Raw genomic sequence first — 14,718 nt, forward strand, 5'->3', positions numbered from 1 at the left:
ACCCGGATCCGGCTTCCGGCGCCCCGTCCTTGTCCGCCGTCACCGGGGACTCCCTTCCTCGACGGGCAGCTCGGCCCGTACCTCCCAGATCCGTGTACCCCCGTTCGAGCCGTCCGCCGGGCCGGCGCGCAGGGCTCCGCCGAGCAGTTCGACGCGCTCGCGCATGCCGATCAGCCCCGCGCCGGAGCCCGGGGCACGCGGGGCGGGGAGCCGGTCCGTACCGCCCGGGTCACGCGTGTCGCGGAGGGGGCTCGTGACGCGGACCGTGAGCGGTCCCGGCCTGTGTCCGCTCCCGCGGCCTCCGTCCGGCGGGACCCCCAGCAGCTCGACGGTGACGGTGCCCGGCGCGGAGTGCTTGAGCGCGTTCGTCACGGACTCCTGTACGACGCGGTACGCCGCGAGTTCGACGGGCGCGGGCAGCGACGCGGCCGCCCCGTGCTCGTAGCGCAGCGAGAACTTGAGCCCGGGATTGCCGGCGCCGGAGCGTGCGCGCTCCAGCAGGGCGTCGAGGCCGGCGAGGGTCGGGGAGGCCGTGAGCTCAGCCGCCTCGTCGCCGCCGGACGCGTCGCGAAGCAGGCCGATGAGACGGCGCATCTCCGCGAGGCCCTGCACGCTGTTCTCGCGGATCACGGTCAGCGAGTCGCGGGTGGCCGTGTGGTCGGGGGAATCCAGCGAGAGCGCGGCCGTGGAGTGGATGGCGATGGCGGACAGGTGGTTGGCGACAACGTCGTGCAACTCCCGTGCCATGCGGCCCCGTTCGGCGGTCACCGCCTGGACGCGGTCCATCTCGGACAGCAGCGCGGTCTGTTCGGCGCGCAGACGCTGGGCCGCCGCGGCGTTGCGGTGGTCACGGATGACGACCCCCGTCCAGGCGGGCGCGATCGTGACACCGCCGCAGAACGCGCCGAGCAGCAGCGTCGCGGGCTCGCGGGTCGCGGCCATCAGCCCCAGCGTCACCGCGACCGTCACGGCGACGCTCGCGGGGAGCAGCGTCCGGGACAGGCGCGACGGACCGTACAGCACGGCCGAGTAGACGACGTCCGTGAAGACGATGATGGTCGCCAGGAGCGAACCCATCGCGACGTCCGCCGCGAGTGCCGCGACCGCGACCACCAGCACCCAGGGCTGCGCGGATCTGCGGCCGAGCGCGCTGAGGCACATGACGGCGAGGGGGATCAGCAGCCATGCGCCGTACTCCTTGCCGACCCGCGGATTGTTGTAGAGGCCGAACCACCACAGGATCAGCCCGCCGGCGAGACCGGCGAGCGCGACGAGCACGCCGTCGCGGTGCGGGCGCACCGACGGCGGCAGGAGTAGTGGCAGGCGGCGTGGCATGGGTCCATCTCAGCACGCGCCGCCGGGCGAGGCGTCGGCTCCGGGGACCAGTCTGCGAGCCCGCGTAGTACATCGAAGGATGCAGCCGCGTACGTACGGATCATCGCTGGTGAGGACGTGCGCGCGGCGTCCGCCTGTGAACGTGGAGGGAACACCGAGGGCAAGGGGGACGGGCGTGATCGTCACGCTGATCATCATCTGCGAGGTCGCCTTCTGGGTGCTGCTGGCGGCCGGCCTCGCGCTGCGCTATGTGGCGCGGATGCCGCGGACGGGAGCCGCGGTCCTGCTGTGCGAGCCGTTGCTGGAGGTGATCCTGCTGATCGTCACGGCCATCGATCTGCGAGGGGGCGCCGAGCCCGACTGGAAGCACGGCCTGGCCGCCGTCTACATCGGCTTCACCGCCACCCACGGCCACTACATGATCAAGTGGGCCGACGGCCACTTCCTGCACCGCTTCGGGGGCGGGCCCCCTCCCGTCAAGCCGCCCCGGTACGGCATGCCGCGCGCCGTGCACGAGTGGAAGATGAGCGCACGTGCGATCGGCGCTGCGGCGATCGCGGCGGGGCTGCTGCAGCTCGCGAAGTGGTACGTGGACGACGCGGGCCAGAGTGAGTCGCTGCAGATGTGGCAGGGGCGGATGGGCCTGGTCGCGGGCATCAGCCTGATCGTCGCGATCATCTACACGGTCTGGCCGAAGCAGGGCCCGTCGGGGGACGCCGCCGAGCCCGAACGCGAGCCGTCGGGCTCCGCGCCGGGGCCCTTCAGCGGGCCGTACTGACCAGTCAGGCGGTGCCGTGCAGACGGACGGCGTGCCCGCCTTACCGGTCGTCGCGGCCGTCGCGGCCGTCCCGGGTTCCCCGGTCTTCGCGGGCTTCCCGGTCCTCCCGGCTCTCCGGGGCCTCTATGTGGCGGAGTGCCGTGGCCAGGCGGTAGTCCACTCTCACGTCCTCGTAGCCGACGCCGGCCTCGACCCGGCCGGGGAGGTTCGTACGGTCGGAACCCGAGGACGACTCGCGCCCCGGAGAGCCGTGGAAGCGGACCTCGGTCTCCGGCGGGCTCCGGAAGCGGAGCTGATCGGCCGCGACTGTGCTGGTCAGCTCGACGTCAGGCTCGTTCGTGGCCTTTCATGGCGGCTCGTCGCGTTCGCGCCTGCGGGTGGTGCGGCGCTTGGGGCGTTCCTCGGAGCCACCGGACCGGCCTGAGCGGCCCGAGCGCCCCGTCCCCTCGCCGGTCTTCTTCCTCGCCGTACGGGTGGCGGTCTGCCCGGCCTCGCGCACCGTGCGGCCGGACTCGTCGATCGTCTTGCCCGCGCTCTCCCCGACGTCCCGGACCGTCTCCACCGCGCCTTCGCCGACGTCCTCGACGGCTTCGCCCGCGCCTTTGCCGACTTCCTTGGCGGTCTCTCCGGCGCCTTCGCCGACGTCCTCGACGGCCTTGCCCGCGCCTTTGCCGACTTCCTTGGCGGTCTCTCCGGCGCCCTCTCCGACGTCCTCGACCGCCTTGCTCGCGCCCTTGCCGACCTCCTGGACCGCTCCGCCCGCGCTCTCACCGACTTCCTCGACCGCGGAGCTCGCTCCCCGTCCGAGCTCGCCGACCGCCTCGCCCGCCCCGCTGCCCAGCTCGCGCGTCGCGGAGCCGAGGCCGGCGGTGATCTGCTCCAGGATCTGGGGGTTGCGGTCGATCGTCGTCAGCACCCGGCCGATGATCTGGGCGACGTTGTCGAGGCGCACCTTCAGCAGCGCCTGTGCGTCCACACCCTTGATGTCCAGCTCGACCCTGCCCAGGGCGACGTCCGCACCCACGTTGAGCTTGAGGATGTCCAGGACCTCCGCCTGCAGCGACACCCGCGCCCGCAGGTCGTCGACCTCCAGGTTGATCTCGTCGACGTGCAGCTGCGGCACGTCGAGCAGTACGTCGGGGTCCTCGCGCTTTGAGACCGCGGGCAGCGTCTCGGCGCCGTACTCCTCGCCGTTCCCGCCGTCCTCGTCGCGGTCGTCACCGCTCTCGGCCGCCGCGTCGTACGGCTCGTCGTACTCCGCGCCGATCTCGTCCTCGTACTCTTCCGGTTCCCCCTGCTCGGAACCCCTGGTCTTGTCGTTCATGCCGCTCCCTGAGGGTGCGAATATGCACAGAACGCCTCTTTTCACCATAGGACGGTTGCCCCGTACTCGCCCGGCCGCGGGCATGGAACGGCCCGGCCTCGCATGCAGGGGGAAGCGGGGCCGGGCCGATCTACGTGGGGGGTGGCGGTCCGGGGAAGCCGGAGGCCGCGGGAGGGGTCAGCCGCAGTGCTCCTTCTTCTCTTTCTTGGTCATCTTCCGGGTGTGCTGGGTCTTGGTGCTGGGTGCGTCGGCCTTGGGGCCCTTGGCGGTGAAGGGGACGTACCAGATGTGGTGGCCGTAGAACTTGTCCTCGAAGTGCATCTCGTAGGTGCCGTTGACTTCTTCCATGGCGGCTTCGCGGGTGATCCAGCCGACCTCGCCGGGCTTGACCTCGACGTTGGTCTGCTCCTGCTCGGTGTGCGAGCTCTCCCAGGAGTGGCTGTAGCTCGCCTCGATGGTCACGCTGAAGAGTTTGGTGAAGCCGTACTGGGCCTTCATGGAGACGCCGACGGTGTTGGTCTCTCCGGTGGTGTCGGACCATCCGACGGTCGAACGCTGAAGGTCCTTGGTGCAGTTGAAGGCGCTGTCACCGACCTGGTGCGGTTCGCCCATGGAGTCGACGGGTGCACCTGAGGGGTGGAAGACGCACTTGTCGGTGCCGTTGTCGCACTGCTCCAGCAGCTCTCTGGTGGTGGGCTGCTCTTCGTCGTCCGCCTGCGCGGCGGACGGGGTCATCGCTGTGGCGCCCAGGGTGGCCAGAGCGACCACCAGCATCGACAGCTTCTTACGGCGGTTCATGATGCCTCCGACGAGGGTGGGGGTAAGGCAGTTGTCGCTGGGAGCGTCTCCGCGCGCGCTGCGCGCCGGCCGGAGCCGACGGGCTGCGCCCGGTGTCCATCACGTCGCCGACGTTCGCGGTGGGCTCATCGAAGGACCTTGCGGGCGGGGTGCTGCCTCAAGAAGGTGACTGGGCTTCAGCCGCAGTGCTCCTTCTTCTCCTTCTTGGTCATCTTCCGGGTGTGCTGGGTCTTGGTGCTGGGTGCGTCGGCCTTGGGGCCCTTGGCGGTGAAGGGGACGTACCAGATGTGGTGGCCGTAGAACTTGTCCTCGAAGTGCATCTCGTAGGTGCCGTTGACTTCTTCCATGGCGGCTTCGCGGGTGATCCAGCCGACCTCGCCGGGCTTGACCTCGACGTTGGTCTGCTGCTCCTCGGTGTGCGAGCTCTGCCAGGAGTGTTCGTAGCTCGCGGTGATGGTCACCTTGAACAGCTCGGTGAAGCCGTACTCGGCGCTCATGGAGACGCCGACGGTGTTGGTCTCTCCGGTGGTGTCGGACCATCCGACGGTCGAACGCTGAAGGTCCTTGGTGCAGTTGAAGGCGCTGTCACCGACCTGGTGCGGTTCGCCCATGGAGTCGACGGGTGCACCTGAGGGGTGGAAGACGCACTTGTCGGTGCCGTTGTCGCACTGCTCCAGCAGCTCTCTGGTGGTGGGCTGCTCTTCGTCGTCCGCCTGCGCGGCGGACGGGGCCATGGCTGTGGCGCCCAGGGTGGCGACGGCGACCACCAGCATGGACAGTTTCTTTCGGCGGTTCATGATGCCTCCGGCGGCGGTGGGGGTAAGGCGGACCACGCTCCCGTGGTCTCTGCGTGCACTGCCGTCAGCTGAAGCTGATCGACTTCGTGCGGTTGTCCATCACGTCACCGAGGTTCGGCGTGAGCTCGGCGAAGGGCCCGTCGCGCTCACCCTCCTCGCCAGGCTCCGAGAACAGGTTGAGCGTGCAGTTGCCCCAGGGCTGGATGGACGAGATCTTGTCCTTCCAGTCGTCGCTCAGGTCGATCTTGAAGTCGACGTCGTCGGCATCGCCGTCGCACAGCGCGGTGTTGGTGATGGTCAAGGAGGCGCCGCCGTACCTGGTGTCCTCGAAGACGGTCGCGCCGATGATGTTGCTCTCCTCGCCCTCGTCCTTCGTCGAGACTCCGGAGGACGCGACGGGCTCCTTCCCCGCGCGGGTCTCGCCGGCGGCCTTCGCCTTGCCCGTCGAGGCGTCGAGGAGGCGCTTGCTGCCCGGGATGCCGGTCGCCTTGTCGAGGCTCTCGAAGCACTGCGTCTCGCCGCTCTTGGCGTCCAGGGTGCAGTGGTTCCCCTGCCCCTTGGCTTCGGCGCCTCCCTCGTCCCCGGAGACCGCGCCGTTCGCTACCGGTACGGCGATGACACCTGCCAGCAGCGCCACGGCTGCGACGGTGATGCGCATACGCCTTCTTGTCTCGGTGGCCATGAACAACTCCAACCCCTCATGCCTGACCAGCACTTTTTTGGTCCAGGCCTTGTACGAGTGATGGTACTCACAGAAAGCAGAATGGAAAGGGAATCCGGAAATCGTTCACTGCCCGGCGGGCGCTACGCGCGAAAACCACGAGGTCGCCCGCGGTGAATGTGGTGTACCTCTCACCTGGGCGTACGAGGCAACCATGGAAGGGAAATACCGTACGTCCGTATTGGGTCCTTTACATCCGCCCGGAGATGTTTTGCAGAAACTGTCGATGCAATGCGGATTGCTGGAGCGGGTGCACTCTGACCTGGGCTTTCATGTCGGTCAAAAGCTGAGGTCCGCGTAATTCACGGAGAAACCTCAGCGCAGCCTCAAATTATTCTTAAGGGACCCTTAAGAAGGGAAGTGCGCGCCCTCGGGGCGGAGAAAGCAGTGCCTCGGCATACGGATCGGAGAAGTTCTGCCCATTCGGCTTCCCATGTATGCGGAGGCGTGCGAGCGGAACGCCGGAAGGGAACAGAATCGGGCACCGGGCGGGTATGGGCGGGCCTCACCGGGCGGGCTCTCATACTGCTGGAGCCGCCGCCCTCGCCGCCGTCCTCCTCACCGGCGGCACCAGCGCCGGTACGGAGCCGACGCGGCAGGTCAGCGACCGCGCACGGGCCGACGCGACGACGGACGGCGTACCGCTGTGGGTCCCGGCGGACCAGGAGGCGGCAAGGTCCAGCACTTGAAGGGCCCCGGCTTCGACGAGATGCCCACGGCCGTGGAGCAGGGCAAGCCCGTCGCGGACGAACTCCGCTCGCGGGCGAAGGGCGTCGTGCTCGGCGTCGACGCGGGACGCTGCCCGCGACGGTCGACGCCGTGCTCCAACGGGCCCGTTCCGGCGAGCAGTTGCCCGTACCGGTGGAGGCGGGCGCGGAGCGCGTGGTCGCGGCGAGGGGCGCCGCGGCCCTGCTCCGGTGCGGGTGGGCCCGCGCCGCCTCAGCGGTTCTCGCCGGGTACCCACATCACGTCGCCGACCTCCTTGTTGGCGGAGCGCGCCAGGATGAAGAGCAGGTCGGAGAGGCGGTTGAGATACGTGGCGGTCAGCGGGTTCATGACCTCGCCGTGCTCGTCCAGGGCGAACCACGTGGAGCGCTCGGCCCGGCGTACGACGGTGCACGCCTGATGCAGCAGCGCCGCGCCCGCCGTGCCCCCGGGGAGGATGAAGCTGCGCAGCTTCTCCAGGTCCTGCAGGAAGGCGTCGCAGTCCGTCTCCAGCTTGTCGATGTAGCTCTGCACGACGCGCAGGGGCGGGAACTCCGGGTCCTCCACGACGGGGGTGGCCAGGTCGGCGCCGACGTCGAAGAGGTCGTTCTGCACGCGGACGAGCACCGTCGTGATCTCCTGCGGCAGCCCTCCGAGGGCGAGGGCCACTCCGATCGCCGCGTTGGCCTCGTTGGTGTCGGCGTAGGCCGCGATGCGCGTGTCGGTCTTGGCGGTGCGGCTCATGTCGCCGAGGGCGGTGGTGCCGGAGTCGCCGGTGCGGGTGTAGATGCGCGTCAGATTGACCATGCACCGAGCGTACGGCGTACCGGCGGCCGGCGGAGCGACGGGCGTCCTTGCGGCCGGGGGCGGATGACCCGGCGTCAGGGCGGCGACGGCGTCAGGACACCACGTCCCTCACCGAGACCGAACAGGCGAAGGGCGGGCCCGCGGCGTGTGTACGCCGTGGGCCCGCCCCGGACGCCCGGCAACAGCGCGCTGATCAGCGCTGCCGAGTGCTTCTCAGCGCTGCTTCGGCGGAGCGTCCTCCTCCTCGCCCGCGTCCTGATTGCCGAGGATCTCCTGTACGCGCTCGGTCGGCAGGGCACCGCGGAGCGCCAGCCAGATCACGAGGGCGGTGAGGCCGAGGCAGGCCACGGCTCCGAGGTTGAAGTCGAGGACTCCGAGGTTGCCGGCCTTCTCCTTCTGCTCCGGGTAGTCGCCGAGGTAGCTGATGAGCGCCAGCCCGGCGTACCACACCAGGAGCCACCAGCCGTGCTTGAAGTCGAGCGGGGGCGTCGTCTGCTTGGCGACCGAGTAGTAGACGCCCATCAGGACGTAACCCAGGATGATCGCGAGGAAGAGCTTCCAGTTGGTGTCCCAGCCCGTCCAGTAGACGATCAGGTTCGTCGACCACAGGGCGAGGAAGCCGATGACCCACACCCACTTGTCGCCCAGCCTGAACGGCCGCGGGTGATCCGGCATCTGCTTGCGCATCGCCAGCAGGACCAGCGGACCACAGCCGAAGGAGAGGACGGTGGAGTTGGTGACGAACTCGACCAGCTTGCTCCAGCCGGGGAAGGGCAGGAAGAAGAAGCATCCGACGAGGAAGGCCAGAACCAGGCTGACCCACGGGACGCCGGCGCTGCTCACCTTGGCGAGGCCGGCGGGGGCGTTGCGGTTGCGGGCCATCGCGTACGAGATGCGGGCCGTGACACCGGCGTAGATCATCCCGGTGTCTCCGGGGGAGATGATCGCGTCCGCGTAGAGGACGCCGGCCAGCCAGACGGCGCCGAGGATGCCCGCGATGGCGGCGAGCGGGCCGAAGGTGGCCAGCACGTCGCCGTGTGAGCTGAAGTGGGAGCCGACGGCCTGCCAGCCCTCGGCCTTGATGGCGCTGCTCGGCACCGCGCCGAGGAAGGCGACCTGCAGACCTATGTAGATGATGCCGCAGATGACGACGGAGCCGATGAGGGTCAGCGGCACATTGCGCTTGGGATTGTCCGTCTCACCGGCGAGTTCGACGCCCTGGCGGAATCCGAAGAAGGAGAAGGCGATTCCCGCCGTGGCGACCGCCGAGAAGACACCTTGCGAGCCGTACGGAGCGAAGCCGCCGAATTCAGGTGCCGTGATGTGATCGGGATCGAAGCTCAACGCGAAGAAGACCCCGATGACCACCAGGATGACGGCGAGTTTCCACCACACCAGGATGTTGTTGAGGCGGGCGAACCACCGGACACCGAAGAAGTTGACGAGGACGAAGAGAGCCATCAGCGCGACGGATACGACGGTGCCTTCCGGCGTGAGCACGGCTTCGCCGCCCTTGATCTCCTGCAGCCACGGAAGCCAGTTGGTCGAATACTGGACGACTGCCAGAACTTCCACGGGTGCCACGGCGGCGGCCGCGATCCAGGTGACCCACCCGATGGAGAAACTGGTGAAAGAGCCGAACGAATAGTGCGGATACCGCGCGACACCCCCCGAGTGCGGGAACATCGTGCCGAGTTCCGAGTACGTCATGCCGATGATGACGAACATGACGCAGCCGATGGCCCAGGAGATGATTGCCGCAGGTCCGGCCAGCTGGGCCGCGTCGAGCGCCCCGAAGAGCCAGCCCGAGCCGATGATCGAGCCGACTGCCGTGAACAGCAGTCCGACGGTGCCGAATTCACGTTTCAGTTTCTTGTCGTCGCCGCCCTCGTGGAGTGGTGCCTCGGGGCTGCTTTCCACGGCCATGTAACGGCCTCCTCCTGTTTCCGTGTCGTACTTGCCGTCGGAACCGTGATCGGGTACACGGCTCGACGGAACCACAGCAGCCTGCGCGCACTGCCCCATATCTGTCCAGCACGAGATGTGTTCCGTGGAAAACGCGGTCCGCACCGGTCTGGATTTTCGGGAGAATTCCGGCGATGGCATGATGAAAAGCACGACCGGAGTTGTGTGCGTCATGCGCCCGCGCGACGGAAGAGATGTGTACCGAACGTCACGGACACAGCCGCGAGCGGAATCGCGACCAGCGCGCCGAGCGCGGTCTTTCCGTCCCCGTAATCCCCGACGAAGGCGGCCCGTACGGCGTCCACGAGATACCGGAAAGGCACACAGCGGGAAACGGCATCGAGCCACCCCGGCGCCAGGCTCATGGGCAGCAGGATTCCCGACAGCAGCATCGCGGGAAGGTTGAACGCGTTGACGACGGGGGCGAACTCCTGCGGCGTGCTGACGCGCATCGCGAGCGCGTACGAAAGCGACGCCAACGAACCGGGGCGCTGCTGGCGCAGCTCCGCGAGGACGTCACCTCCCGCAGCATCCACGGCGGGGTGGTCGACGGATACGACCTGTTCGCCCGCCGCATCCACGAGGCTCCGACCCTCATGGCCCGCTTCCACGCCATGCAGCAGCGCACCGCAGACAGTCTCGCCGGCACGCTGCGCGAGGAGACCCGCGCACCCGCCGGTGACCCCCGGCCCGAACTGGTCGCCGGTCAACTTGTGCAGTTCAGCATCTCGCTCTTCCGTGCCACGACGATCGCCGTCTCCCGGGGGTGACCCAGGAGCAGGCCGTACGTGAGGCGCTGGAGCGGATCGACACCTTCGAGTCCCTCGTCTCGGAGGCACTCCTCAACTACGCGGAGCGGCCCGCCGAATGAGACGGCGTGCCGGCGTGCCGGCGTGCGACGGCGCGCGACCGGGTGCGGCCCGGTGCGATGCGGCGCGGCGCGGGCGTGCGGCCGCCGGGGCGAACCTCCCGAGGCGGTGCCGGACCGGGCCAAGCCGTGCGGATCGGACACCCCCGGTGTGATGTCCGCCATGTGAGACGTGACGCGTGTCTCTTCGCCGCCACAAGGTTCTCGCGAAGCGCTAATGTCCGCCCAACAGGCGTTCACGCAAGGCAAGAGCAGGTAGGGCCAGGTGGCAGTCGTGGGGAAGAAGCTCGCCGTCGTCGGTGCCGGTCTCATGGGGTCCGGCATCGCACAGGTCTCGGCTCAGGCGGGGTGGGACGTGACCCTCCGCGACGTGACCGGCGAAGCGCTCACCCGTGGCACGGACGGCATCAAGGCGTCGTACGAGAAGTTCGTGAGCAAGGGCAAGCTGGAGGCCTCCGCGGCCGAGGCCGCGCTCGCGCGCATCACCACCACCACCGATCTGGACGCGGCCGCCGAGGCGGACGTGGTCGTCGAGGCCGTCTTCGAGAAGATCGAGGTCAAGCGCGAGATCTTCGGCAGGCTCGACACGCTCGTGAAGGACGGCACGGTTCTCGCGTCCAACACCTCGGCGATTCCGATCACCAAGATCGCCGCGGCGACCTCACGTCCCGAACGGGTCGTCGGCACACACTTCTTCTCGCCGGTGCCGATGATGGCTCTGTGCGAGCTCGTACGCGGACACCGCACCAGCGACGAAACCCTCGCCGCGGCACGCGAGTTCGCGGAGTCCGTCGGCAAGACCTGTGTCGTCGTCAACCGTGACGTGGCCGGCTTCGTCACCACACGGCTCATCTCCGCGCTGGTGGTGGAGGCGGCGAAGCTGCAGGAGTCCGGCGTGGCCACCGCCGAAGACATCGACACGGCCTGCAAGCTGGGGTTCGGCCACGCGATGGGACCGCTGGCCACCGCCGACCTCACCGGCGTCGACATCCTGCTCCATGCCAGCGAGAACATCTACGCCGAGTCGCGGGACCCGAAGTTCGCGCCGCCGGAATCGATGCGCAGGATGGTCGACGCCGGCGACATCGGCCGCAAGAGCGGCCGCGGTTACTACGACCACTGATACACGCACGCACAGACGACGGACCGACTGCCGCTCCACGTGGGCGCGTTCGAGAGGGCATCGCCCGCGAGGGTGATTTCCGTATCGGTTCGAGCACGGACGGCAACCAGGTTGCGGCAATCGCAGTCAGTTGTAGTGAGACATTCAGACGTGAAGGTACGCGCAGCAGAGACACATCCGGGGAGCGGTTATGCAGATCAGGGGCGACCATGCCGAGCTGGCCGTCGGGGGTCGCCTCGACGTCCGGAGCGCGGCGGACGCCCGTACGGTCCTTCACTCCGCCGTCGACTCCGGCGACGGCGACCTGGTGCTGGATCTGGCCGGACTCGACTCCTGGGACGCGACCGGCCTCGGCGTCATCATGGGCGCACACCGAAGGGCGGGCCGCTGCGGCCGCAGGCTCGTGCTGCGTGACGTTCCGCCGCAGATGCAGCGGCTGTTGGTGGCCACCCGTCTGCACCGCATTCTTGCGATCGAGGGTGGTTTGACGGCCTCCGAGGCGCAGATTCTCACCAAGCCTTGACGTGCACGGCGGTTCAGACTGAGCCCCCGCGGTAATACTGTGCCGGAAGCAGCGCCCGGTGCTGCCGTTCGCGCCGACCTGCGACGGGAGATGCCGACAGTGCCGTGACAGGGCAAAGTTTGCCGGGAGGGGTACTGGGCGGGGCGTGCTCGTACCGGAGTATCTGGGGGCATTCCACCATGGTTCAGCACGGCAACACTCAGCACGGCGGTGAGTACGAGGGCAGAGGCCCGGACGCGGAGCCGGGCGGCCGGCGTCCGCTGCAGCTCGTCGTCGGCGGACGGCTGCTCACCGTGAACCCGGTCGACGGCAGCGAGGTGGAGTCGTGTCCGCCCACCGAACTTCCCGGTGAGCCACGAAGACTGACCCACCGCGAACGAGCGGTGCACGAGCGTGGCACGGCAGGGGCCACGGAAGGGGAAGCGCCCGCCTCCCCGGTTCAGGGCGGTGCGGCCTCCGGCTCGCCCGGCGCACCGGGCAGACGCGGGATACCCATGCTGGAACGGGACGAGGAGCGCGAACGGCTGGCCGGCCAGCTCGCCCGCGGACGTTCCGTACGTCTGACCGGACTCCCCGGCTCCGGGCGCACCACGCTGCTGGACGCCGTCGCCGCGGACGTCGCGGACCTCGCCCCCGACGGTGTCGTGCGGCTGAACGGATACCGCCGCACCTCCTCGGATCTTCTGCAGGAACTTTTCGCCGCAGTTCACGACGCTCCCCGCCATCGCCCCGGCGACGAGGAGATACGCGCGGCGCTCCAGGGCGTCGGTGCCGTCGTCATCGTCGACGACCTCGGCTTCGGCGGTGAAGCCCTCGATCAACTCCTCGGCGCCACCCCCGAATGTGCCTTCCTTCTCGCCGTCACCCCGGACGTCGCCCCTCCCTCCGGCGACGTGCACGTGGAGGAGTTCAGGCTCACCGGTCTCAGCCGCACCGCCTGCCTCGAACTGCTCGAACATGCCGTGCGAAGGCCGCTCACGAACGAGGAGACGGACGCCGCGCAGGACATGTGGTTCGCCTCGGAGGAGTCCTCCGGAGGGCTGCCGCTCCGCTTCGTACAGGCGGGTGCCCTGCTGCGCTACGGCGGACGCGCGGGCGAGCTGAGCGGCAGCCGCGGCAGTGCCATGGGCGCCCGCGTCGCCGAGCGGCTGTCGTCCGCCGCACGTGACGCGCTGCGCTTCGCGCTCTCCCTCGGCGGCGAACTCCCGCACCACACGCAGCTGCCCGCGCTGGTCGGCGACCCGCGTGCCGACGAGGCCGAGGGCGAACTCGCCCGCGCCGGGCTCGTCACCGCCGCGGGCGGGCACTACAAGCTGGCGGCCGGTGTCGCCGACGCCCTGTCCTCCGCGGGCTTCGCCGAAGGTACCGACGGGCGTGCACTGATGGCGGCCCACCACTACGGCTGGTGGGTCGGCCACCAGTCCGTCACCTCCACGCGGGTCGCCGCCGAGGCGGACGTGGTGCTCGCCGCCCTCCACGGTGCGCAGCGCGGGGGACAGGCGAGCGCGGCGGTGCTGCTGGCCCGCTCGGCGGCGCCGGTGCTGGCCGGCTCGTTGCGCTGGAGCGCCTGGGACAAGGTGCTGCGCGGCGGCCTGGAAGCGGCGCGCATATCGGGTGAGGTTGCCCAAGAGGCGTACTTCCACCACGAGTTGGGTGTGCTCGCGCTGTGCACCGAGCAGCTTCCGCGGGCGGTCGCGGAGCTGGAGGCGTCGATCGCGCTGCGCGGCGCGCTCGCGGACCAGCAGGGAACGCTGACCGGGCGGCGGGCGCTCGCGCTCGCCACGGACCTCCTCGTCGCACAGCATCCGGCCGCCCCCGTCGGGCCGCCCGAACCGGGCGGACAGGAACGGCCGGAGGGACGGCCCGCGCAGCCCGCTCCGGGTGCCACCCCGTCGGTTCCGGGTGCCGCGGCCGCCTCGCTCGGTGCACACGCGGGTGCGGAGGCCGCCGCGTACGAGGACGGTGACAGGCCCACGCGTTCACTGGCCGCTTCCCTCCGGGGCCACAGACGTGGCGAGCAGCGCGACGGCGGGGATTCCGCGCGTACGGTCGCGGCGTCGCTCGCCAACCCGAACGCCGGCGCCGCGGGCGGAGGCGTGGACACCACGCCCACGCTCGTCCATCCCGCGCATGGCTCGGTCGCATACGGCGCCCGGCGGAATCTGGCCGCGGCGGGAGCGGGCGCAGTGCTGATCGCCGTGCTCGCGACGATCGTGGGGCTGGGACGGATGCCGGACGACGGCTCAGGGCCGCTGGACCGCGGCAAGCCGGGGTCCACCTCGCACCGGGACGATCACAGCGACGTCAACGCCGAAGAGCCGGACAGCCGCAGCCCCAGGACGGGCGAGAGCAGCAAGTCGGGCAGCCCGAGCGAGTCCGAGAAGTCCCCGGACGCCTCGGACAGCGCGAGCAAGGAGTCCCCGAGCGAGAGCAGCTCCGAGCCCGACGAGGACCCCTCCAGCAGCGAGCCCGGCGACGCGGGCGGTTCCGGCGGCTCACCGACCGGCAGCCCGGGCAACAGCGGCGGCTCGGACAGTGGCGGCACGGACGACGGCGGTACGGACAACGGCGGTACCGACGACGGGGGCACGGACAACGGCGGGACCGACGACGGCGGTACGGACAACGGCGGCACCGACGACGGCGGTACGGACAACGGCGGGACCGACGACGGCGGTACGGACAACGGCGGCACCGACACGGGCGGGACCGACACCGGCGGAACGGACGACGGTGGTACGGACACCGGCGGGACCGATACCGGGGGCAACGCCAGCGGTGGTACGGACAACGGCGGCAACGACAGCGGCGGCGGCGAGAGCGGAGGGACACTCGGCGGCACGGTTCTCGGCGCCATGGGCTTCGCACCGTCGAGCGATCCGGGGTCGTTCGTCGTCTGATCCCGCTGTACGGCCACGGCGGACTGCCCCGGCCTGCCGGGGCACGGCTCCGGCGGGCCGCCGTCGGCCGCCGC

Annotated in this window: 13 protein-coding genes and 1 pseudogene; 6 read left to right on the forward strand and 8 right to left on the reverse strand. The window is 69.8% G+C overall.

Translation table 11 applies throughout. The annotated features are described in order from the left end of the window. Positions 1 to 39: 39 nt before the first annotated feature. Positions 40 to 1,335: a sensor histidine kinase gene (locus AN215_RS25000; RefSeq protein WP_070010891.1), complete on the reverse strand. Its 1,296-nt coding sequence runs from the start codon at positions 1,333 to 1,335 to the stop codon at positions 40 to 42. A gap of 175 nt (positions 1,336 to 1,510) precedes the next feature. Here AN215_RS25000 and AN215_RS25005 point away from each other — a divergent pair, with 175 nt between their 5' ends. Next, positions 1,511 to 2,113, forward strand: a complete 603-nt coding sequence (locus AN215_RS25005) for a hypothetical protein (protein ID WP_070010890.1) — start codon at positions 1,511 to 1,513, stop codon at positions 2,111 to 2,113. 346 nt (positions 2,114 to 2,459) lie between these two features. Here AN215_RS25005 and AN215_RS25010 read toward each other — a convergent pair whose 3' ends face one another. The 4 genes from AN215_RS25010 to AN215_RS25025 all read right to left on the reverse strand — a co-directional run bounded on the left by AN215_RS25010 (position 2,460) and on the right by AN215_RS25025 (position 5,714). Then, positions 2,460 to 3,437 carry a hypothetical protein gene (locus AN215_RS25010; protein ID WP_070010889.1) on the reverse strand — a complete coding sequence of 326 codons (978 nt, stop codon included), beginning with the start codon at positions 3,435 to 3,437 and terminating at the stop codon, positions 2,460 to 2,462. Positions 3,438 to 3,614: 177 nt separating this feature from the next. Then, complete coding sequence (locus AN215_RS25015; protein WP_107374460.1) at positions 3,615 to 4,235, reverse strand: DUF4148 domain-containing protein; 621 nt, start codon at positions 4,233 to 4,235, stop codon at positions 3,615 to 3,617. Between the two features lie 176 nt (positions 4,236 to 4,411). Further along, positions 4,412 to 5,032, reverse strand: a complete 621-nt coding sequence (locus AN215_RS25020) for a DUF4148 domain-containing protein (RefSeq protein WP_107374461.1) — start codon at positions 5,030 to 5,032, stop codon at positions 4,412 to 4,414. A 64-nt stretch (positions 5,033 to 5,096) separates the two neighbouring features. Then, positions 5,097 to 5,714 carry a hypothetical protein gene (locus AN215_RS25025; protein WP_070011357.1) on the reverse strand — a complete coding sequence of 206 codons (618 nt, stop codon included), beginning with the start codon at positions 5,712 to 5,714 and terminating at the stop codon, positions 5,097 to 5,099. Positions 5,715 to 6,247: 533 nt separating this feature from the next. Between AN215_RS25025 and AN215_RS29955 the strand changes: the two genes are divergently transcribed. Continuing rightward, entirely contained in the window at positions 6,248 to 6,442 is a 195-nt protein-coding gene (locus AN215_RS29955) for a hypothetical protein (protein ID WP_070010888.1), read from the forward strand. Between the two features lie 250 nt (positions 6,443 to 6,692). Here AN215_RS29955 and AN215_RS25035 read toward each other — a convergent pair whose 3' ends face one another. The 3 genes and pseudogenes from AN215_RS25035 to AN215_RS25045 form a co-directional block, all read right to left on the reverse strand. Beyond that, positions 6,693 to 7,265 (reverse strand): cob(I)yrinic acid a,c-diamide adenosyltransferase, encoded by a 573-nt coding sequence (locus tag AN215_RS25035; protein WP_070010887.1) that lies wholly within the window; start codon positions 7,263 to 7,265, stop codon positions 6,693 to 6,695. Between the two features lie 213 nt (positions 7,266 to 7,478). Beyond that, positions 7,479 to 9,191: an APC family permease gene (locus AN215_RS25040; protein ID WP_070010886.1), complete on the reverse strand. Its 1,713-nt coding sequence runs from the start codon at positions 9,189 to 9,191 to the stop codon at positions 7,479 to 7,481. Between the two features lie 209 nt (positions 9,192 to 9,400). Continuing rightward, positions 9,401 to 9,712, reverse strand: a pseudogene (locus AN215_RS25045) (ABC transporter permease); the annotation flags it as partial. Between the two features lie 60 nt (positions 9,713 to 9,772). On the opposite strand from AN215_RS25045, the gene AN215_RS25050 reads away from it, so the two are divergent. The 4 genes from AN215_RS25050 to AN215_RS29960 all read left to right on the forward strand — a co-directional run bounded on the left by AN215_RS25050 (position 9,773) and on the right by AN215_RS29960 (position 14,644). Continuing rightward, positions 9,773 to 10,000, forward strand: a complete 228-nt coding sequence (locus AN215_RS25050) for a hypothetical protein (protein WP_070010885.1) — start codon at positions 9,773 to 9,775, stop codon at positions 9,998 to 10,000. Between the two features lie 372 nt (positions 10,001 to 10,372). Then, positions 10,373 to 11,221, forward strand: coding sequence for a 3-hydroxyacyl-CoA dehydrogenase family protein (locus tag AN215_RS25055; RefSeq protein WP_070010884.1), 849 nt, complete (start codon positions 10,373 to 10,375; stop codon positions 11,219 to 11,221). 190 nt (positions 11,222 to 11,411) lie between these two features. Then, on the forward strand, positions 11,412 to 11,744 hold the full coding sequence (locus tag AN215_RS25060) for an STAS domain-containing protein (protein ID WP_070010883.1): 333 nt from the start codon (positions 11,412 to 11,414) through the stop codon (positions 11,742 to 11,744). 179 nt (positions 11,745 to 11,923) lie between these two features. Next, positions 11,924 to 14,644, forward strand: a complete 2,721-nt coding sequence (locus tag AN215_RS29960) for a hypothetical protein (protein WP_070031250.1) — start codon at positions 11,924 to 11,926, stop codon at positions 14,642 to 14,644. The last annotated feature ends 74 nt before the right edge of the window (positions 14,645 to 14,718 follow it).

The organism is Streptomyces abyssalis (assembly GCF_001751365.1).
Classification (GTDB): Bacteria; Actinomycetota; Actinomycetes; order Streptomycetales; family Streptomycetaceae; genus Streptomyces; species Streptomyces abyssalis.

Bases quoted from the DNA above. Each gene is read 5' to 3' on its own strand.
- AN215_RS25010 (WP_070010889.1), bottom strand. From the start codon at position 3,437: ATGAACGACAAGACCAGGGGTTCCGAGCAGGGGGAACCGGAAGAGTAC.
- AN215_RS25015 (WP_107374460.1), bottom strand. From the start codon at position 4,235: ATGAACCGCCGTAAGAAGCTGTCGATGCTGGTGGTCGCTCTGGCCACC.
- AN215_RS25035 (WP_070010887.1), bottom strand. From the start codon at position 7,265: ATGGTCAATCTGACGCGCATCTACACCCGCACCGGCGACTCCGGCACC.
- AN215_RS29960 (WP_070031250.1), top strand. From the start codon at position 11,924: ATGGTTCAGCACGGCAACACTCAGCACGGCGGTGAGTACGAGGGCAGA.
- AN215_RS25025 (WP_070011357.1), bottom strand. From the start codon at position 5,714: ATGGCCACCGAGACAAGAAGGCGTATGCGCATCACCGTCGCAGCCGTG.
- AN215_RS25000 (WP_070010891.1), bottom strand. From the start codon at position 1,335: ATGCCACGCCGCCTGCCACTACTCCTGCCGCCGTCGGTGCGCCCGCAC.
- AN215_RS29955 (WP_070010888.1), top strand. From the start codon at position 6,248: ATGGGCGGGCCTCACCGGGCGGGCTCTCATACTGCTGGAGCCGCCGCC.
- AN215_RS25020 (WP_107374461.1), bottom strand. From the start codon at position 5,032: ATGAACCGCCGAAAGAAACTGTCCATGCTGGTGGTCGCCGTCGCCACC.
- AN215_RS25040 (WP_070010886.1), bottom strand. From the start codon at position 9,191: ATGGCCGTGGAAAGCAGCCCCGAGGCACCACTCCACGAGGGCGGCGAC.
- AN215_RS25060 (WP_070010883.1), top strand. From the start codon at position 11,412: ATGCAGATCAGGGGCGACCATGCCGAGCTGGCCGTCGGGGGTCGCCTC.